At 34.6% G+C, this 20,536-nt stretch carries 20 protein-coding genes; 8 read left to right on the top strand and 12 right to left on the bottom strand.

The genetic code is table 11. The features are described 5' to 3' along the window. Positions 1-35 precede the first annotated feature (35 nt). Genes HM990_RS12385 through HM990_RS12365 form a run of 5 tightly spaced genes read left to right on the top strand, consistent with a single transcriptional unit; the run spans position 36 to position 3,725 of the window. Positions 36-917, top strand: coding sequence for a PPK2 family polyphosphate kinase (locus HM990_RS12385; protein WP_178989242.1), 882 nt, complete (start codon positions 36-38; stop codon positions 915-917). Continuing rightward, positions 907-2,310: a M20/M25/M40 family metallo-hydrolase gene (locus HM990_RS12380; RefSeq protein ID WP_178989241.1), complete on the top strand. Its 1,404-nt coding sequence runs from the start codon at positions 907-909 to the stop codon at positions 2,308-2,310. The genes HM990_RS12385 and HM990_RS12380 overlap by 11 nt, the downstream gene beginning before the upstream one ends. A gap of 1 nt (position 2,311) precedes the next feature. Next, entirely contained in the window at positions 2,312-2,770 is a 459-nt protein-coding gene (locus HM990_RS12375; RefSeq protein WP_178989240.1) for a type II secretion system protein GspG, read from the top strand. A gap of 8 nt (positions 2,771-2,778) precedes the next feature. Then, a complete protein-coding gene (locus HM990_RS12370; protein ID WP_178989239.1) occupies positions 2,779-3,345 on the top strand; it encodes a hypothetical protein in 567 nt (188 codons plus the stop codon). Beyond that, positions 3,345-3,725: a bleomycin resistance protein gene (locus HM990_RS12365; protein ID WP_178989238.1), complete on the top strand. Its 381-nt coding sequence runs from the start codon at positions 3,345-3,347 to the stop codon at positions 3,723-3,725. Before HM990_RS12370 ends, HM990_RS12365 begins: the two co-directional genes overlap by 1 nt. A gap of 168 nt (positions 3,726-3,893) precedes the next feature. Here HM990_RS12365 and HM990_RS19865 read toward each other — a convergent pair whose 3' ends face one another. The 9 genes from HM990_RS19865 to lysA form a co-directional block, all read right to left on the bottom strand. Continuing rightward, positions 3,894-4,517 (bottom strand): hypothetical protein, encoded by a 624-nt coding sequence (locus tag HM990_RS19865; RefSeq protein ID WP_229719260.1) that lies wholly within the window; start codon positions 4,515-4,517, stop codon positions 3,894-3,896. 48 nt (positions 4,518-4,565) lie between these two features. Continuing rightward, positions 4,566-5,084, bottom strand: a complete 519-nt coding sequence (locus HM990_RS19860; protein ID WP_229719259.1) for a DUF1624 domain-containing protein — start codon at positions 5,082-5,084, stop codon at positions 4,566-4,568. A 113-nt stretch (positions 5,085-5,197) separates the two neighbouring features. Continuing rightward, complete coding sequence (locus HM990_RS12355) at positions 5,198-6,235, bottom strand: AI-2E family transporter (protein ID WP_178989237.1); 1,038 nt, start codon at positions 6,233-6,235, stop codon at positions 5,198-5,200. A 320-nt stretch (positions 6,236-6,555) separates the two neighbouring features. Beyond that, entirely contained in the window at positions 6,556-7,902 is a 1,347-nt protein-coding gene (locus HM990_RS12350) for an MFS transporter (RefSeq protein WP_178989236.1), read from the bottom strand. 265 nt (positions 7,903-8,167) lie between these two features. Then, positions 8,168-9,082, bottom strand: a complete 915-nt coding sequence (locus HM990_RS12345) for a nuclear transport factor 2 family protein (protein ID WP_178989235.1) — start codon at positions 9,080-9,082, stop codon at positions 8,168-8,170. 21 nt (positions 9,083-9,103) lie between these two features. Beyond that, positions 9,104-9,850 carry a hypothetical protein gene (locus HM990_RS12340; RefSeq protein WP_178989234.1) on the bottom strand — a complete coding sequence of 249 codons (747 nt, stop codon included), beginning with the start codon at positions 9,848-9,850 and terminating at the stop codon, positions 9,104-9,106. Positions 9,851-9,869: 19 nt separating this feature from the next. Next, entirely contained in the window at positions 9,870-10,613 is a 744-nt protein-coding gene (locus tag HM990_RS12335) for a hypothetical protein (RefSeq protein ID WP_178989233.1), read from the bottom strand. A 337-nt stretch (positions 10,614-10,950) separates the two neighbouring features. Beyond that, a complete protein-coding gene (locus HM990_RS12330; protein WP_178989232.1) occupies positions 10,951-12,840 on the bottom strand; it encodes a tetratricopeptide repeat-containing sensor histidine kinase in 1,890 nt (629 codons plus the stop codon). 83 nt (positions 12,841-12,923) lie between these two features. After that, positions 12,924-14,129 carry a diaminopimelate decarboxylase gene (gene lysA / locus HM990_RS12325; protein WP_178989231.1) on the bottom strand — a complete coding sequence of 402 codons (1,206 nt, stop codon included), beginning with the start codon at positions 14,127-14,129 and terminating at the stop codon, positions 12,924-12,926. Positions 14,130-14,548: 419 nt separating this feature from the next. On the opposite strand from lysA, the gene HM990_RS12320 reads away from it, so the two are divergent. Both HM990_RS12320 and sucC read left to right on the top strand, forming a co-directional pair. Continuing rightward, entirely contained in the window at positions 14,549-15,205 is a 657-nt protein-coding gene (locus HM990_RS12320; RefSeq protein WP_178989230.1) for a hypothetical protein, read from the top strand. A gap of 116 nt (positions 15,206-15,321) precedes the next feature. After that, complete coding sequence (gene sucC, locus HM990_RS12315) at positions 15,322-16,512, top strand: ADP-forming succinate--CoA ligase subunit beta (RefSeq protein WP_178989229.1); 1,191 nt, start codon at positions 15,322-15,324, stop codon at positions 16,510-16,512. A 62-nt stretch (positions 16,513-16,574) separates the two neighbouring features. On the opposite strand, the gene HM990_RS12310 is transcribed toward sucC, so the two are convergent. Both HM990_RS12310 and HM990_RS12305 read right to left on the bottom strand, forming a co-directional pair. After that, a complete protein-coding gene (locus tag HM990_RS12310) occupies positions 16,575-16,844 on the bottom strand; it encodes a DUF1456 family protein (RefSeq protein WP_178989228.1) in 270 nt (89 codons plus the stop codon). A 40-nt stretch (positions 16,845-16,884) separates the two neighbouring features. Further along, positions 16,885-17,712, bottom strand: coding sequence for an alpha/beta hydrolase (locus HM990_RS12305; protein WP_317166911.1), 828 nt, complete (start codon positions 17,710-17,712; stop codon positions 16,885-16,887). A 123-nt stretch (positions 17,713-17,835) separates the two neighbouring features. Between HM990_RS12305 and HM990_RS12300 the strand changes: the two genes are divergently transcribed. Continuing rightward, positions 17,836-18,237 (top strand): TerB family tellurite resistance protein, encoded by a 402-nt coding sequence (locus HM990_RS12300; protein ID WP_178989227.1) that lies wholly within the window; start codon positions 17,836-17,838, stop codon positions 18,235-18,237. 120 nt (positions 18,238-18,357) lie between these two features. Here HM990_RS12300 and uvrB read toward each other — a convergent pair whose 3' ends face one another. Continuing rightward, positions 18,358-20,364, bottom strand: a complete 2,007-nt coding sequence (gene uvrB, locus HM990_RS12295) for an excinuclease ABC subunit UvrB (protein ID WP_178989226.1) — start codon at positions 20,362-20,364, stop codon at positions 18,358-18,360. Positions 20,365-20,536: the final 172 nt, after the last annotated feature.

The raw sequence follows: 20,536 nt of genomic DNA, 5'->3' as shown, positions 1-20,536 counted from the left end.
TTCATAGATTATCCGAAAAATTATAACAATTACCAATGAAAGACATTCATATAGACGATTTTAAAATTTCATCGAAAATCAACATCGAGGATTTACCAACGACATTTGATCTAGAGGAAAAAGAAAAGAAAATTGAAAAAGAACTCAGAAAAGTAAGTGAAGATTTAGCAGACATCCAAAACACCATGTACGCACATGGAAAATATGCCGTATTATTTTGTATTCAAGGTATGGATACAGCAGGTAAGGATAGTTTGATTCGTGAAGTTTTTAAGGAATTTAATGTAAGGGGAATTGTAGCACACAGTTTTAAAAAACCAACGGAATTGGAGTTGAAACACGATTACCTTTGGAGGCATATAAAAGCACTACCAGCTAGGGGAAAATTCGGAATATTTAATAGAACACACTACGAAAATGTTTTGGTCACAAGAGTACATCCTGAATACTTAATGTATGAGAACATGCCAAACATTAATAGTTTAGATGATGTTGATGATGCGTTTTGGAACAGAAGGTTCAACGAAATAAATAATTTTGAAAAGCATATCGCAGATAATGGCACTATCGTTCTTAAGTTTTTTTTGAACCTATCCAAAGGTGAACAAAAAAACAGACTACTAAGACGTCTCAACAAGCCAAGCAAAAATTGGAAATTCTCTCCAGATGATTTAGACGAACGTGAACATTGGGATACTTACCAAACGTGTTATGAAGATGCGCTAAATAGAACATCCAAACCACATGCGCCGTGGTACAATATTCCTGCTGACGATAAACCAACAGCAAGATATATTGTAGCTAAAATTCTCTATGATACACTAAAGGAATACGATGATATTAAGGAACCGGAATTGCCAGACCATCAAAAAGAGAATATAGATTCCTATAAAGCACAACTAAAAAATGAAGACTAAACTATTGATTCTAATTTTTTGTGGCTTTGTGACATTCAATTATGCACAAGATGATGAAGCTGTTTTAAAAACAGTTTACACAACATCATTAATCAATGGTAAAAGTTACGATTGGTTAGACCATTTGTCTAATGAAATCGGTGGACGATTATCGGGTTCTAAAAATGCAGAATTAGCAGTTCAATATACTAAAGCAGAACTTGAAAAATTAGGTTTGGATAAGGTATGGTTACAACCTGTCATGGTACCAAAATGGGAAAGAGGCAAAAAGGAAAAAGCCTTTTTTGAGGTTTCGGGTTTTGTGAAAGAAGTCAATATTTGTGCTTTAGGTGGCTCCATTGCGACACCAGAAGACGGCATTTCTGCAAAAGTCATCGAAGTACAGGGTTTGGACGAATTAGCCGAATTAGGAAAAGAAAAGATTGAAGGAAAAATTGTGTTTTTCAACAGGCCTATGCAAGCCGATTTAATAAGCACATTCAATGCTTATGGAGGTTGTGTGGATCAGCGCTACGCTGGCGCCATGGAAGCAGGAAAGTTTGGAGCCGTTGGTGTCGTTGTGCGCTCAATGAATTTACGCCAAGATAATTTGCCGCATACTGGCAGTATGAGTTATGGCGATTTACCAGTAGAGCAACGCATTCCTTCTGCGGCCATAAGCACAAATGATGCTGATCAATTAAGTAAGGCATTAAAGAAAAATAAAGCACTTCAATTTTACTTCAAGCAAAGTTGTCAGCAATTTGAAGATGTGCAATCCTACAATGTTATAGGGGAAATTACGGGAAGTAAATTTCCGAATGAATATATCTTAGTTGGCGGCCATTTAGATTCTTGGGATTTGGGAGATGGTGCACACGATGATGGCGCAGGCGTCGTGCAATCTATGGATGTTTTAAGATTATTGATGGCAAGCGGAATCAAACCGAAACGAAGCATAAGGGTCGTTTTATTTATGAATGAAGAAAACGGACTACGAGGTGCTACGGAATATGCGAAAGTGGCTAAAGAAAAAAACGAGAATCATATTTTTGCTTTAGAAAGTGATGCTGGTGGATTTACACCAAGAGGATTTTCTTTTGCGACCAATGATGCAAACTTCAATCAAGTTTTAGGTTGGAAATCCTTGTTCAAACCTTATCTAATTCACTATTTTGAATTGGGTGGGAGTGGAGCCGATGTTGGCCCTTTAAAATCGGATACAAATGTGTTGGCAGGTTTACGACCAGATTCACAACGGTATTTTGACCATCATCATGCAGCAAACGATACTTTTGAACATGTTAATAAACGCGAATTGGAACTAGGTGCGGCAACCATGACGGCTTTGGTGTATTTGTTTGATAAATATGGAATTAATCCCATACAGAACAAATCAGAAATAAAAGATTGAAATGTGGTTTGCTGAACTATTTGCAGAGCTATTATTAATTTTTGAAGACTATAAGTTTTGGAAGAAGAAAAAAGCACGGCGTAAATATGAAAAGGAGAATAACCTGCCCAAAAAGACCATGGTTTATCCTTCGACTAAAATTTATGTCATTGCGCTTGTTGTATTGTCAATTTCTGGCGGACTGTTTTTCTATTTGTTTACAAGAGATACAGATGAAAATAAAACGGTAAAACGATTAACAACCATTCAGACGCTTTTGGAAGCAGAAAAGAAAACATTTCAAAAGTATCCTTCAGATTTAAGTAAGATTATAAGAAATAATCCATTACATAAAAATTTACTTACCGATTCTTGGAATAATCATTTTCATTATGAATTGAGTAATGATGATTTAAATTATATACTCATTTCTAAAGGAAAAGATGGAAAACTGCACACTGATGATGATATAAAATTGTAATAGTAAACATGAAACATTTCGTACTTCTTTTAATAATACTAGTCACACAACTATCGTTTTCTCAAACAGACGAAAAATTACCATACTACGAAATTCCAGAATCTTCAGAAGAATTCTCTGCAGGCACAATGGCAGCAAGAATGGTAGATGCTTTGGGTTTTCGCTTTTATTGGGCTTCAGATGGTTTAACTGAAAAAGATTTGGCTTATAAAGCTAATGATGTTGGTAGATCGTCTTTGGAAACCATTCAGCATATTTATGATTTGTCTAGGGTTATAGTCAATTCAACTTTAAAGCAGTCAAATTTAAAATATAAAGAAGATTTAAGTTATTCAGAACTACGCTCTAAAACATTACAAAATCTTAAAACAGCAGCAGATATTTTAAGGGAAAGTGATGATATTTCGCAATTTAAAATCATATTTGGAGAACGGGAAATTCCTTTTTGGAATCAAGTTAACGGTCCAATAGCAGATGCGATATGGCATTGCGGACAATTGTCAATTTACCGACGCACTGCTGGAAATCCGATAAATCCTAAGGTAAATTTTTTCTCAGGAAAAATTAAAGTCTAATGAATTCTAAAGGTTATCTAAAACAAATTTATCCCGTACTTCCCGTTAAGGATGTTACTAAAGCTGTTGAGTTTTATGTCGATAAATTAGGGTTTAAATTAGCATTTACGGATACTAAAGACGCTAATGGCTATGCAGGAGTGACTCGAGATGGTATCGAAATTCATTTACAATGGCACGATGCTAAAGAATGGGTAAATGGCTTGGACAGGCTTATGTTGCGCATTTATGTAGAACATATTGAAGCCTTATACGACGCTTATAAAACTCAAGAAGTTTTTCATGATAACACATCATTAAAAGAAACACCTTGGGGAACAAAAGAGTTTGCTTTTTATGATTTGTATGGAAATGGCTTAACATTTTCTACGACCGTATAGGATTTAATTGTCGTCATCATATTTATCTTTTATTTTCATCCTAATATACTTGGATACCAATCTAATTCCCAATTTGGCAAACAGGATAATGGCAAAAACCATAACTATATTAAGTCCCGATATAAATCAAATATATTTACTTGATGAGTCGATATTAATTGATAAACGTTACAAATAACTTAACCACCATTTGTCTTTATGATTAGCTTTATACTTCATGTATGCATTACAGATAGGATAGAGAATAATAATAACTAGGAGCCACACCACATAGGTTACCCAAAGATCAAATCCGATAGTTAACAAATAACCAGCTTTGAACCGGTCGACGGTTAATATAAGTTCTTGCCAATGCTCTCCAAGAATTACCAGCCCAATCATTCCGATTACATGTATAACATATAAATGAAGAATGTAATAGAAGAAAGGAACGCGGCCAAATACAATCATAATATTCGTGAATCTGTTTTTAATCGATTCTATTCCGTATAGAAACAAGAGTGCAGGTGCAAGCGTCATCAAAGTGTAGATTAACGATGGTGGATATTTTGTTGTATTAAAAAATGACAAAACTGTATAGGTAAAGCTGTGTTGTGAAGACCATGGTTGTAAATCGCCATAAACATTTAGATACCTTAAAACAATAAATAGGGTTAGTGTTCCAATCCCCAATCTAAGCAACCATATTTTTCTAACTTTTACATTAAAACCGCTTTGATAAAAATGACCAAAGCAATAGCCTAATATCATAATGCCGAGCCACGGCAAAAAAGGATAGGCAATAGCGAGCAAGCTTTGACCATTATTAATGACCTGAAAATTAAATTGATGAATATAATACTACAATAGAGATAAGGGTTCGGTCCCTTGTTGCGTCATTCCATCTAATAAATTATGGCCAAAGACAATAATGAGTCCTAGAGCTAAAAGTAGTTTTTTTGGTAAATAAATTAAAGCAGCTAAAAGTGTCATACAAATACCAATAGCCCAAATGACTTGAAAAATATGTACGTTTAGACCAATATCAAAAGTCCAAGAAAAGTTAACGACGGTTAGCTCAATAAAAACTAGCCAAAGCCCTCTACTAAATAAAAAAATGGCAAGTTCGTTTTTAGATTTCTTTTTACAACCATAGAGAAATGCTGATGTTCCGGCAAGAAAGACAAAAACTGGAGCGCAAAAATGGGTAATCCATCGTGTAAAAAATAAAAAGGGCGTGGTTGTTTCTAAGTTGGTTGGGTCATCAAACATATATCCTGTATATGTATAATCCCTTACATGGTCTAAAGCCATAATGACCATAACTAGACCTCTAAGAATATCTATGGATTCAATTCTGGTTGATTTGATTGATGTCATGAGTCTTAATTGTTGAAATTAAAAGACTTAGGGAGAAGCTAAAGTATTGAAAAAAAAGCTGAACAACTAGATGGATTTGTGTATTAAGGGATCAAATCATGTAATAGTGATAGTTATAAACGATCTTCCGACTGGCTTTCCACAGAACGCCCATATTCTTCTTTATAGATTTTAACCAATGCCATAAAAATACTGATCAGTAAAGGCCCAAAAATTAAGCCGATAAATCCAAAAAGGGGAACACCGACAATAACGCCAATTAAAGTGACCAAAGGATGCACATTGTCCAATTTTTTCAGAACATATAACCGAATGATGTTATCCGTAGATCCAACCACGACAATTCCATAGATTAAGATTCCCCATGCCTGAAAGACATGACCAGTAGATAAGGTTAAGATAAAAACAGGTAGGATACCTACAAAAGTACCAACAAATGGAATCATGGAACCGATGGTGACAATAACAAACCAGAAGAGCGGATCTTCAATTCCAAAAATTATAAAACCAATCAAAGCAATTATACCTTGTGCCAATGCAACGAGAGGAATACCAATGGCATTAGACCTTACCATTGCTTGTATCTCTTTACCGATATCATTGAGGTTATCAGTATCCATGGGAATATAATCGCGTAAAGATTGGCGTAATTCTTTACGATTAGTCAGCATATAATACAACATAAAATACATTAAACCAATGGCGATGAATAGGTTAAAGGTATCGCCAGCCATACTTTGTACTCCGTTCGTTAACCAAGATGTTATACCTTGTGTGTCAATTTGCGAATTGATATCCACGCCAGTTTGGTTTTCAAGACGCCCTATTTGATCCTTAAAAGCATTTATTACTTTTTTACTATTACTTGCGGTATTGGAAATTTTATTGCCCAACATTAACCCGAAACCAGAAAGGGGAACAAGAATAATTATAAACGATCCTAACATCAGCGTTATTGCTGCCAAAGTTGGTTTCCATTGGTGTTTAGTGACCAGTTTTTTCATTAAATTCCTAAGTAAGATATAAAATGTAATGGCACCTAATACGCCACTTAAATAAGGTATCACTTCACGAAAAATCAAACTTCCAATGAGTACGATTAAAAGTAAAACAAAAATTTGACGTATTATTTTAGGCGCAATTTGTTTCATAAGTGTTCAATAAAGCTTCTTCAAAGATAATTGTAAACCTTATTCGAACGTACTTTAATCCAGCAAATAATTAACGCAGTTAGAAATAATTTAAATGGAATTATAAATTCACTTCAACCTGATTATTCATAAATCATAATGAAAAATTCGCGTTTTCTAATAAGATACGCTTTACATTCATTTTATTTTCGAATTGTATTTAGACTATCAATGGATTCTATTCTGTTATTTTTGATTGATGGCATGAGTCTTAAGTTTTGAAAATAAAAGACCTGAGAAATCATCAATATAGATATTTACATTGTAGAGATTCTTAATTTTTAATCTTTAATAATATGAGGTGTAACTAGAACTTTATTGAAAATTTTAAAGCTATCTACTTTTATCCTGTGTTTGGTAAAACTGATAAATTGCATCATAACACCCATTATAAATGGAAGTACAGCTATAAAGAGAAACACCTGGTCCCAACTAAAACTGGTTTTTAATACCCCTAATAATGTTGCTCCTGCCGCTCTTCCCATGTTAGAAATCGCCATATACAACGTGAATTGTGTCGCAGCTACTGTTTTCCAACACAGATGCATCGCTGAAGCAAAAATAGCAATGCATAAAAAGGTATACAAGGTTAAGTAGATTACTATAAATCCGTACATCACAGTAATACTGCTCCATAAATTAGTTGAAAATGCAAATACGGCAATAAGAATGGTTATAAGTGCCAAATAAAGCATTAACATTTTTAGCTTCCCGAAAAAATCTACTAAGTAGCCACCAATAAACATGCCTAAAAAGCCGGCTATAATTGAAGTAATGGAATACACCTGAGAAAAGGAAGTATTGGTCCATCCCAACTCTTGAATCGTGAATATAGGGAGTAGCGTATCCATTAATCCATACATAGTACCGATTATAAAAGAAGCTATGCAAAAAATGATACTGGATCTTAGTTTAACAACGCGATATAAACTTTTCAATATTTGCGACCAACTTCTTAATTGCGTTTGTTTCGATTCTTCAGCGGCCTGTCCTTTTGACCAAGGCATTATTTTTTCGCCAGGCCGTTCAGTAAAGCAAACTGGAACCAGCATAATTAATGCGACGACTATGGATAACGAGGCGATGGCCAATGTAAATCCAATACTGTTTATTAAGGCCGTACCTATTACTAATGATAAGGAAATTCCAATAGTTTTACTTCCCCACATTAATCCGTTGGCCCTAGCTTGTTCAACAGCAGGAATCACATCAACAGCCATGCCGTCTGTGGCAACGTCCTGAAAAGCTCCAAAAAAACTAATTAAAAAACCAGTAATCATAAGACCTGACTGATTATTTAATGGATCAGAAACAAAACCGATACTTAAGAAACTTAATATCAGACCGAGTTGCCCAAAAATCACCCAAGGTCGCTTTCTTCCCATATCGAGAAATGTAAAACGATCCATTAGAGGCGCAATAAATATTTTAAAACTCCAAGGAATACCAATAACACCAACGAAAGCTGCGATTTCTAAAGGCGATTTACCGTTCATGGCCAACCAGGCAGGAATAGCAAAAAAAGTTATACCCTCTGGAATACCTTGTGCTGTATATAGCGCAGAAAATGAAAAATACCGGGTTAAAACATTAGAGGTAAGGCTACTTTTGGCTTTTCGGTTGAACATGAGATTTGTTGATTTAAAATACGTTGTTGAAATTTTGTAGAGTAGGTCTAATGGGCATAAAAGATTCTAATCTTTTATAAAACGTAATATCAAATGGTTTTTAATGTAAGAAGCGCAGATGTTAATATGAAAGCATATGATATGAAATAATAAACAGGCAGATCAGTAATAACGATTTCCCTAATTAATAGCAAAGACTCTAAAACCTTTTAAAGTAATTGTTGTTATTACTGATACTATCTCCACATAGTGCCTGTTTATAAATTTATTGTAATTCTGGCATGTAGCCTAATTGCTGAAAAAGTGTTAGATTATCATAATACGCATCTTCTCTTGATGCTCTGCCATCTTTTTCAATCGTCCAAATGCTTAAGCCATGTGTTTTTATGGGTTTGTTGGTTGATTTGCCTTGAAAAGTTCCTGTGTTAGTGCCAGTACAAGTCCAATTAATAATGGCTTTGTTTCCAATAATTTTATAGTCATCTAATGTTACTTTAAAATCTGGGAAACCAGTAAAGAATACATCCATTAAATTTGAACCGTATTCTGCGGGACTTTTTGCAACTACAGTTCCGTTTGCTGTTCTCACCATATCATCAGTCATTAATGTAGCCATAGTCTTTTGGTCATTTGCATTCCATGCCTTGACTACAGCATCTATTGTAGATTTTATTGTTTTTTCATCTACAGACATCGCTTTTTCCGCTTCAATTTCCTGTAGCCCCAAAATAACTTCGGTAGGATCCCACATACCAACTTGTCTTACAATTTTACCATCAGCAAATCTATAGGTCAAATGTACAGGCATGTCTATAACTTTACCACTACCTTTAAGCGTAGCTTGCCAATCTAACCAAGCATTTACCCAAGTTTCGCCATCGTCAGTAACTACCATTTCGTATTCTGGGTCTTCCCCTGTAAATCCTCTTTTGGAATAATTAGCATCATTGGCTTTATGGTAGGCCACAAGTTCTGTCTTTGACATCGGATTCTTTTTGTTATTGAAAAACGTTTTGCTTGTGTCAGCTATAACATTCATATTATAATCTTTAGAGTTATAGTCTTCAATAACTTTTTTTACCATGTCAATTTCCGGCGAATTCTGTGTATATCGTGTGTCTTTTTGTTCACATGCTGCAAAGAGCAATATAACAAGACCTAATAAAAATAATTTTTTCATCTTTGGCTTTTTTTAATTCGATTATATTCCTAAATCTGGTCGTATATTACCTTCAAGTTCTTCTATTCTTGAGACCTTTTCAAATAATTCTGACATCAACTTTTTTCTTTCGTCACCTAATAGATCGTCATTTGCTGTTGCTTTGGCAGCCATATGGGATTCGTCTTTAGAAGCTACAGAAACCAAATAATATTCAGATTCAGTACCAAATCCACTCTTATAGACCCTGTAATGAAGCTTAGAATCTTTATCTGAATAAAGTTTTTTAACGGCTGTCAACTTTTCCTTTACAATAGTTCTGTTTTCTGGAGTAATATAAATTTTATATTGCTCTCTGTAGTTTTCACCTTCAGGTGTCTGTGTCATACCATTTGGCATATATGAAAGTTCTTCATCTAAGGTAATGATGTAATCTTTTTCAATATCATAGCACTTATCCATTCGGGTCAAAAGTGGTCTTACTTTTTCGGCACCTGCTTTTTTGTAGAGTTGAGCAATAGGTCCCGGTTTATCTAAATCTGCCATTGAACTGACTGGGCTTAAAAAATAATAATGATTATTATTGTTGCGCAGAACTAACAGATTAATATCATCTAGTGGATATTCTTTAATAAGTTCTCCAAATTCTTTTAAAACGGCTTCGTATTCCGCAGTCATAGCTGGTTTTACAACGTCTTCATGCACATGAAACTTTTGTTGTGCCGTCATACTTTTTGGTGCTAATAGCAACACTAGTGCTAGAAGCAGCATAGGTTTAAATATCTTCATAATTATAGCTTTTAAGGAATTATTTTGAACTCATACTCAAGTCAGTTTCTAATGTGTAGGTGTAGCTCCATTGCTCATCAATAACAGTCTTAAATTTTTCTTTTAAATCTTGGGCTTTAGCTTTACCATGTGCATCTTCATACAGTTTCCAAATACCTTCTCTATCGGTATCTAAATCCGCAAAATCCTTAAAAGGTGTAGACACAAAATAATCAGCACCTTCTCCACCCATAACACGATACCAGTAACCACGATTGTCGCCTTCTTTTTTGCTTATTGCAGAGCTCATTTCTTTCACAGCTTCTCTAAAAAGCTCGCCATCATTTACATCAAAATTGGTAACCCAAACAATCGTGTTATCTCCTAATCCCTCTTTACGACTAAACTCTGGCATAGAACGTGTTGTGTTTACCTCGGTACTTTCAATATAAGGTAGTATGAATTCCATAGCCATTGAACGACACGCTTTTCCTGCCGCATCACTTTCATCCATTTCTGCCCAATTTTTTAAACTCGAGGCCAAAACATATACATTACCTTTTCCTTGTAAACGATGCCAAACATTCCAAGTGTTAGTTCCCTCATTGTCTTTGTAACATTTATTCCATTTTTTTACCCCTTCAGTAAATTTTGAATTTTCCCCAAATTTAATAGTGTACTCAGTTAGCTCCATGATGAAACTTTCGTCTTCTTGAGCTTGTGTTGTTGTTGGTAGCAATAGAGCAAAACATGCTACGAACAAAATTGTTTTTAAGATCTTCATAATTAATAGCTTTAAATGATTAGATAAAACGAATTCCTACTTAGGATTCGACACAAGTAAGTGATAATCAATGAGAAATAAAACTGATATAGGACGAGTCTCTATTTATCTTACCCGAATGATACGAATTGTTTACCGAAGCCTATTTTGAAGATATATAGCCAACTAAATGGCTTGTAAATGCATCATAAATAGAAATCACTTTTTCTAAATAACGATAGGAGACGTTGCGATTTCATTGATTTGAGATCCTAAAGAATGAATGAGTAAAATACTCATAAGACATAGTCATTGCAATATTCATTTCTTTCTTATTAATATTTTGGTTTGGGGTTGGTTATGCTGCAGCACCAATTAAAAAGTCAAACTCTAAGAAGGTACCATTTTTATTAAGTTCTATCATTTTTCCGTTGAGTTGTTGGGTCAATAAACTGACTAGTTGGGTGCCAAATCCTGTTCCTTTTGGTACCAGTCCATCAATTTTTCCTATGCCATTATCAGATACTTTCAATTTTAAATGATTATCCTGCGTTTTTTCTAAACTTATAGAAATTAAACCTTTTTTATCGTCTGGGAAGGCATATTTCAATGCGTTGGTCAATAATTCATTTACAATTAAACCTATCGGAACAGCAGTATCCACATCCAAGTCTAAGTTGTTCATAGCACATTCAATTTTCACTTTGTCATCAGCATCAAACGTATCCAAAATGCCTTCGCTAAGGTTTAAGAAATAATCTTTCATTTCTATACTTCCTAAATTTGTGCCTTGATATAATTTCTGATGTATAATTCCCATAGATTGCACTCTGTTTTGACTCGCAATCATAGCATCTCTACTCGCTGAATCCTCCATTTGGGCAGATTGTAATGAGATGAGGCTTTTTACCATTTCGAGATTATTTTTAACACGATGATGAATTTCCTTCAACAACAATTCATTTTCAGCATTCTTTGCTTGAATGATTCTAGTGGCTTTTTTGTTTTTATTGAAGAAATAGAGTAGCGATAAAAGTAATAGTCCCAATAACACTGTTATGGCAATAATTAAATTTTGGGTTTTACTTTTTTGCTCAAGTAAAAGCGCTTGTGAGGCTAATGCTTCATCTTTCTTACCAGTTTCATATTTAATAACGGCTTCAGTTTCAAGATTGGCAACTTTGTCCTCAAGAATTTTTGTCGAATTCATTGTTGCTTTATCCTTATAGCGCATGGCATTTTCAAAATCACCAAGTTTCGCATAGGTGGCAGATAAATCTTCATAGGGTTTTATAATTCCGTCTTGACCTTTTGTTTCGTAAGCTTTCACACCAGCAGAAAGATGATTTAAAGCTTCATTATAGTCAGTGAGATGTAAATATACCTGTCCAATTTCGGTACGGTAAGTGGCGCAACGTTCTTCGCCAATATTAACTTTGCACAGTTCCCAAGCCTTAATGTAATCTTTTAATGCATTGGTGTAATCTTTAACTTTTAGGTAAATGTCCCCTCTGTAAGAATGTGCTCTCACAGGAATAAAGACTTCTTCCGGTACTTTCGTTTTTACAAGTTCTAAACAATAATCGGTGGCTTTATAGGCTTTTTCATAGTCTCCAAGTTCGCCATAACCGAGTATAAGACTAAACTGAGCAATGGCAGTGGCAGCATAATTTTCGGTCTTTTCTAAAATTGGAATGGCTTTGAGGGTGTATGCAATGGATTTTTCAAAATCTTCCGTTACACGATAGAGGACACCCAAAGATCGGTAAGCATTTCCTAAACCTTCTTGGCTTTTTAGTTCTTCGTAAATTGCAATGGATTTAAACAGCACATCTTGTGCTTTGTCTAATGCTTGCACATTCATATAATCTATGGATAGGGTTCTGTAAGTGTCCGCAATTTTAATTTTATCATCGCCTTTTAGGTAGTAGTCTAATGCTTTTTCGGTATGATGCACTACAGAATCTGGCGAAAATGTACCATTATATCCATGCCAATTGGCTAATTCTTCATGTACTTCTGCAATGGTTTTTATGTCTGATTCGTTTCGACTTCGCTTAAGCGTTTGTAATCCTATGCTATGAAAAATATCTAAATCCTTACCTATAAAAGTATTTTGGCGCATCCAAGATAAACAGGAGTCTATAGAAACTGTTTTGAAATCTTCTGAACTTGATATATTTGATTGTGAAAAACTAAGGCATGTTGAAAAACATACAATTAGACATGTGGATATGGTTTTATTCATAAGTCTTTAATGGTTGAATAAAAAGACTTAGGGTAATGCTAAAGGTATAAAAAAAAGCGTTGTGAATTACAACGCTCTGGTTTTTATAAAGATAGTTCCACTTGATTACTTAAAATATCGTCAAAAGTTTCACGTTTTCTAATGAGATGGGCATTGCCTTTATACAGTAAGACTTCTGCAGGTCGGTATCGTGAATTATAATTGCTAGCCATAGAATAACAATAGGCACCAGCATTTTTAAAGCAAAGAATGTCACCTTCGTTTATTTCCGAAATACGTCTGTTGTTTGCAAAGGTGTCTGTTTCACAGATATAACCAACTACTGAGTAAAAACGCTCCCGACCTTTTGGATTGGAAATATTAAGAATGTCGTGCTGAGAACCATATAACATCGGTCTAATTAGATGGTTAAATCCTGAGTCAATTTGTGCAAAAACCGTTGAGGTGGTTTGTTTCACTACATTCACTTTGGCCAAAAACACACCGGCTTCGCTGACTAAAAACTTTCCAGGTTCAAAAGCTAAGGTTAAATCTTTGCCATATTCTTTACAAAATTCATTGAAACGTTGAGATAGTTTTTCGCCCAATTCCTCAATATTAGTTTCAATATCACCTTTTTTATAGGGTACTTTAAATCCAGAACCAAAATCTATAAATTCAAGTGTTTTAAAGTTTTTAGCCGTTTCAAAAAGTATTTCACTTGCATATAAAAAGACATCAATATCGAGAATATCACTTCCCGTATGCATGTGAATTCCGTTGATATTCATTTTTGTATTCTCCACAATACGAAGCAATAAAGGAATCTGATGAATCGAAATCCCAAATTTACTATCAATATGTCCAACGGAAATATTAGTATTTCCACCAGCCATAACGTGCGGATTTATACGAATACAAACAGGAACTTTAGGATGTTTAGTACCAAATTGTTCTAATATGGAAAGATTATCAATATTAATTTGAACACCTAATTTTGCGGCCTCTTCGATCTCTTCAAGCGATACGCCATTTGGTGTAAAAATGATATCTTCTGGTTTAAAACCTGCTTTCAAGCCTAATTTTAATTCCTGAATGGAAACCGTATCAATGCCAGACCCCAATTTGTTAAATAATTTTAAGACTGAAATGTTCGACAATGCCTTTACAGCGTAATTTAGTTTCAACTGCTTTACCTTACTGAATGCTTTATTTAAACGTTTGTACTGAGATTCAATTTTTTCAGCATCGTAGACGTATACAGGACTTCCAAAATCCTTCGCAATTTGTAATAAGGTGTTATCTTTCATCTATTGTAATTCTTGAGATTCGATTTATTTGAAGTGACGAAAGTAAATGTAATCCCAAGAATAAACATAAAAATGATAAAATATTGCTATTTTTGCACAAATTGTTAAATAATTAACAATTTAAACGAGTATTAAAAAGTTGATTTTTTTTTCATGTCATGTATATGGTTAATTTTCCAAAGGGAAAGGTAGCATTTCGTTTTACCCTCAATGAATTTTGTCACGAATACACGAATTCACTCGTTCTTGGAAATTAAGACTAAATAATGGACTATCTATTTCACAAATGAAACAAACTATAGTCTGCTAAAAATTTTACAGACTTTCAGTCTATTACAATTTAAGATTCGTGGATTCGTGGCGAAAAAAACATTCGCTTCAAAATTAGTCATGTACTTATCTATTAAAATTTTAAATCTATGAAAACCATAGCCTCCTGTGTTCAAGATATTATCGTGGCAAGTCCTTTTCTAGAAGAAGGCTTATCACGCGAGATTATTAATTTTTCGGCCTTAGCTAAGGATTTAAATGAACCTATTTCCAAAATGCTGCGCAAACCTGTAAAAGATGGTGCTATTATGATGGCATTACGACGGTATCAACAGCCAGTGAATCTTGAAAATTCAAACAGTGTAAAAAAAGCCTTTAATCAAATAGGCGATATTACGGTGCGTTCCAATTTAAGTGATTTTACATTTCAGAATTCAAAAACACTCATCCACAGCCATTCGCGAATATTAGAAAAGATTAGTGAAAATCATCAAATATTCTATGCTTTTACGCGTGGTATGTTTGAAAGCAACATCATTATTTCAACCTCTGAAAAAGAAAGTATATTAAAAGCATTCAAGAATGAAACGCAAATAGGATTGCAGGAAGAATTGTCTGCCATTAGTATTTATTTACCAAAAGGAAATTCTAAAATAGTAGGTTTATATTATCAAATATTTAAGCGTTTGGCTTGGGAAAATATTACCTTATATGAAGTGGTTTCTACAACCAATGAATTTACGATTGTGGTTGAAGATTACTTGGTGGACAAAGCGTTTTCAGCGATAAAACGTTTAATAGACTGAAAAAACAAATCAATTTTAAAAACAATTGGTAGAAACTTTAAGTATGCTTATTTTTGTCCGACTAATAAACTTGAAGGATTTCCTTTTTCAAGGAAACTTTAAATTGAATATTTAATATGAATTTACACGAATACCAAGGAAAAGAATTATTAAGCAGTTTTGGAGTACGAATCCAACGTGGAATTGTGGCTCAAAGCGCTAAAGATGCTGTGGATGCAGCAAAGCAATTAACAGCGGAAACTGGTACAAGTTGGCATGTTATTAAGGCACAGGTTCATGCTGGTGGACGTGGAAAAGGTGGCGGTGTAAAATTGGCTAAAAACCTTAAAGACGTTGAAGATATTGCAGGACAAATCATAGGTATGGATTTGGTTACACCACAAACCTCTGCGGAAGGAAAACGAGTACACCAAGTTTTGGTCGCAGAAGATGTGTATTATCCAGGCAAAAATGAACCAGACGAATATTATATGTCGGTTTTATTAAATCGTGCTACAGGTAGAAATATGATTGTATATTCTACGGAAGGAGGTATGGACATTGAAACGGTTGCAGAAGAAACACCAGATTTAATTCATAATGAAGAAATCGACCCTGCGACTGGTATTTTGCCTTTTCAAGCACGTAGAATAGCTTTTAACTTAGGTTTATCTGGTACGGCTTTTAAAGAAATGACAAAATTTGTTACCGCATTATATACGGCTTACGATAAATCGGATGCGTCTTTATTTGAAATCAATCCTGTTTTAAAAACCAGTGATGATAAAATAATGGCTGTTGACGCCAAGGTTACTTTAGATGCCAATGCCTTGTATAGACATAGAGATTTAGCACAGTTGCGTGATTTACGTGAGGAAAACCAAATTGAAGTTGAAGCTGGCGCTTTAGGTTTAAATTATGTGGACTTAGACGGAAACGTTGGCTGTATGGTGAATGGTGCAGGTCTTGCCATGGCAACTATGGATTTAATTAAGCAAGCAGGTGGTGAGCCAGCGAACTTTTTAGATGTTGGTGGAACGGCTGATGCGGCTAGAGTAGAAGCGGCTTTTAAAATTATATTGAAAGATCCTGCTGTAAAAGCAATTTTAATCAACATATTTGGTGGTATTGTAAGATGTGACCGTGTTGCGCAAGGTGTTATTGATGCCTATAAAAATATGGGTAACATTTCCGTGCCAATCATTGTACGTCTGCAAGGAACCAATGCAGACATTGCCAAAGACTTAATTGATAACTCTGGATTAGATGTGATGAGTGCAACTGAATTCCAAGAAGCGGCTGATAAAGTTCAGGAGGTTTTATCTTAACGATATTTTCTGTCAGGTTTTCAAAACCTGACAGGTATATATATTATATGAAAGAGCAACAATTATTTGTTGCTCTTTTTTTGTTCTGGCTTATTTGGTTTTTCTCCTTTTTTCGGCATAGGTCCTCTTAAATGAATAATTAATCCATTCAAAAAGTTCCTAAGGATTTGGTCACCACATTCCATATATTTCGGATGGTCTTCTTTTCTAAAGAATGCATTCAGCTCGCTTTTAGAAATTCTGAAATCAACTAGTTCTAAAATTTTTACAATATCATCGTCTCTTAATTTGTGAGCGACTCTTAGTTTTTTGAATATATCGTTGTTTGTCATTGAAAACTTTTTTTTCTATTCCCATGATAATGGGAATCTGTTAATTATTAGTCGTTAAATAGTCATAGGCTTTTCCAAAATGTTCTCCCCAAAATTTTTCGTTATGTTTTCCGCCTTCAATGCTATGCATTTCAAATTGCGATTCATTTACGCCTTTAGATTGCAGTAATTTAATCATTTCTTTTAACTTAGGAATCATAGTTTCCCCTTCATCGGTTCCTGCTAAAAAATAAAACTTTGAAGTTACTGGAATTTCAGTTGATTGTACCAATTCAAAGATTTCGGGATTAATCCAAAAGGCAGGAGAGAACACACCAGCTTTACCAAAAGTTTCGGGATATTTAATAGCTGCGTAAAATGATAATAAACCGCCTAGCGACGAACCGAATATTGTAGTATTTTCTGCTTCAGGTTTTGTTCTGTAGGTGACATCGATATGCGGTTTTAAGGTATTCTTTATAAAAGTTAAATAGGCATCTCCTTTTCCACCACCGTATTTTTCATGTTTATATAGTGTAAGTTCTTCAATTCGTTTTTCGTTTCCGTGTTCTATTCCAATAATTATACTTTCATTATCATTTAACGAATCCATATATTCATCAATTTCCCATTCGCCTACATAAGAGGTTTCAGAATCGAATAAATTTTGAGCATCGTGCATATAAATGACAGGATAATCTTTTTTAGAGTTTTTGTATTTTGTAGGTAAATACACCCAAATAGTTTTAAGTGTATCCAATTGCGGAGCTGCGATAATAAATTTTGTAACTTGCTCTGAAGCAGTGCTTTGGGCTATTGCTTTGTTTAGAATAAATGCTAGAATTAGCCAGTATAAATGCTTAAATTTCATACAGAATAGATGACTCACGTTGATAAACGTTTAAAAAAATCGACTAAATACGTTCAATTTTTCGACAAGATACATTATATCAACGACAATAAAATAAACTACCTCTGTAACTTTACAGTATTAAATAATTCCCTCTCATATATGATAAATCGTGCTGAAAAACTGAGCTTACTTTCCGAGATGATTGCGTTTGCTCAAACAGATGAAAACATAAGATCTATTGAATATAACTTTTTATTCAGTATTGCGAAACAATTGGATATTTCAAAAGAAGACTTCGAATATTTATTTGAACATCCTGTAACCTATGTGCATTTAAAAACACACAGTGAACGTATTGTGCAGTTCCATAGGTTAGTATTACTTATGAATTTAGATCATAAAGTCGCTCCTAAGCAATTGGTGAAAATCCATAATTTTGGATTGCGAATGGGTTTAAGTCATGAATCTATTAATCGTGTTTTGGATTTAATGGATAGTTTCCCAAATAAGATTGTTCCTCCAGATTTTCTGATTGATATATTTAAAGTACAATACAACTAAAAGCCCCTTTGTCCTGCGGACATTCTCCAAGAAGGGGAAAAACGTGAGAGTTAAATAATAGGTTACTCAAAGAAATGATCTTATTATGTCTTTACGACTCTACGACATTGAAAGAGAAAACTACTTTACCTTCAGCTTCTCAAGTTTACTTTGGTAAGCCGTAATCTCATCCCTAAAACGCGCTGCTTCCAAAAAGTCTAAAGCTTTTGCAGCTTGTTCCATAAGTTTACGTCGTTCCCTTATTTTCTTTTCGAGTTCCACTTTTGTTAAATACTCGCTTTCTGGTTCGGCCGCAATCTGTGCGTCCAATTCTGTTCTATAGGTACTCACGGAATTTTTTGCTAAAACACTATCCAAACTTTTATTTAAGGCTTTCGGAACTAAATTATGTTCGGTGTTGTAAGCAATTTGTTTTTCACGACGGTATTCAGTTTCATCAATCGTTTTCTGCATGCTATTGGTAATTTTATCGGCATACATAATCGCTTTTCCGTTCAGGTTTCTGGCAGCTCTACCAACGGTTTGTGTTAGTGAACGATTGGAACGCAAAAACCCTTCTTTGTCGGCATCGAGTATCGCAACAAGTGAAACTTCAGGTAAATCCAGACCTTCTCGTAATAAATTCACACCGACCAAAACATCAAAAATACCTTTTCTTAAATCTTGCATGATCTCAACACGTTCCAAAGTATCCACATCACTATGAATATAGCGACAGCGGATAGAAATTCGGGTTAAGTATTTTACCAACTCTTCTGCCATTCGTTTAGTAAGCGTAGTGACCAAAGTACGTTCGTCTTTTTCAACCCGATTCTGGATTTCCTCTATTAAATCATCAATTTGGTTTAAACTTGGCCTGACTTCAATTACAGGATCCAATAAACCTGTTGGTCTGATGACTTGTTCCACATAAATGCCGTCCGTTTTTTCCATTTCATAATCTGCAGGTGTTGCAGAAACATAGATGACTTGATTTTGAAGGGCTTCAAATTCTTCAAACTTTAAAGGTCTGTTATCCATGGCTGCTGGTAATCGGAAACCATAATCCACTAAATTCACTTTTCGGCTTCTGTCGCCTCCATACATGGCATGGACTTGAGAAATGGTGACATGACTTTCGTCAACCACCATTAAATAATCCTTAGGAAAATAATCCAATAAGCAGAAGGGACGCGTGCCTGGCAGTCTTCCATCTAAATATCTCGAATAATTTTCAATTCCAGAACAATAACCCAATTCCCGAATCATTTCTAGATCGAATTCCGTGCGTTCCTTGAGACGTTTAGCTTCCAAATGTTTTCCTATGTCTTTAAAATAATCGTGTTGTTTAACCAAATCATCTTGAATATCCCTTATGGCACCATTCAACACATCTGGTGACGTCACGAACATATTTGCCGGATAAATATTCAGCCGGTCGTAACGTTCTATGATTTCATTTGTTCTGGCATCAAAAGCTTCAATCTCTTCAATTTCATCTCCAAAAAAGTGAATTCTAAAGGCGTGATCAGCATAGCCAGGAAAGACATCAACCGTATCCCCTTTTATTCTGAAGTTTCCATTTTTGAATTCGGCTTCAGTCCTGGAATACAAACTTTGCACCAATTGATGTAATAATTTGGTACGTGAAATAACTTGATCGCGTTCAATGGAAATCACATTTTTCTGAAATTCCACGGGATTTCCAATACCATATAGACATGACACCGAAGCTACGACAATGACATCACGACGACCAGAAAGTAGAGACGAGGTGGTGCTTAAACGCATCTTTTCAATTTCCTCGTTAATGGATAAATCTTTTTCTATATAAACACCAGAAACAGGAATGTAGGCTTCAGGTTGGTAATAATCGTAATAAGACACAAAATACTCAACCGCATTATCTGGAAAAAATTGTTTAAACTCAGAATAAAGTTGGGCTGCCAATGTTTTATTATGTGCCAAAACCAGAGTTGGTCGCTGGACTTCTTCAATCACGTTGGCCACAGTAAAAGTTTTACCAGAGCCTGTGACACCTAATAGGGTTTGGTATTTGTCTTGGTTTTCAATACCATTTGCCAATTGTTTTATGGCTTGTGGTTGATCTCCTGTGGGTTTAAATTCGGATTTTATTTTGAATCGCATTATTTCAGTGCCTAAAGTTTGGAAGTATTTAAAGTGTCTAAAGTTACAAAGTACTTAAAGTATTTGAAGTTAAAAAGTACTTAAAGTATCAAAAGTAGAAAAGTATATTATAAACTATGGTATGATAAAGCATGAGTCAATCTATGCGTGAAGATGGATTTAAATTATTTTT

Origin of the sequence: Winogradskyella schleiferi, from assembly GCF_013394655.1 — a bacterium.
GTDB lineage: Bacteria > Bacteroidota > Bacteroidia > Flavobacteriales > Flavobacteriaceae > Winogradskyella > Winogradskyella schleiferi.
The sequence above is the reverse complement of the archived record's forward strand: the minus strand, read 5'-3'. Positions and strand labels throughout refer to the sequence as shown.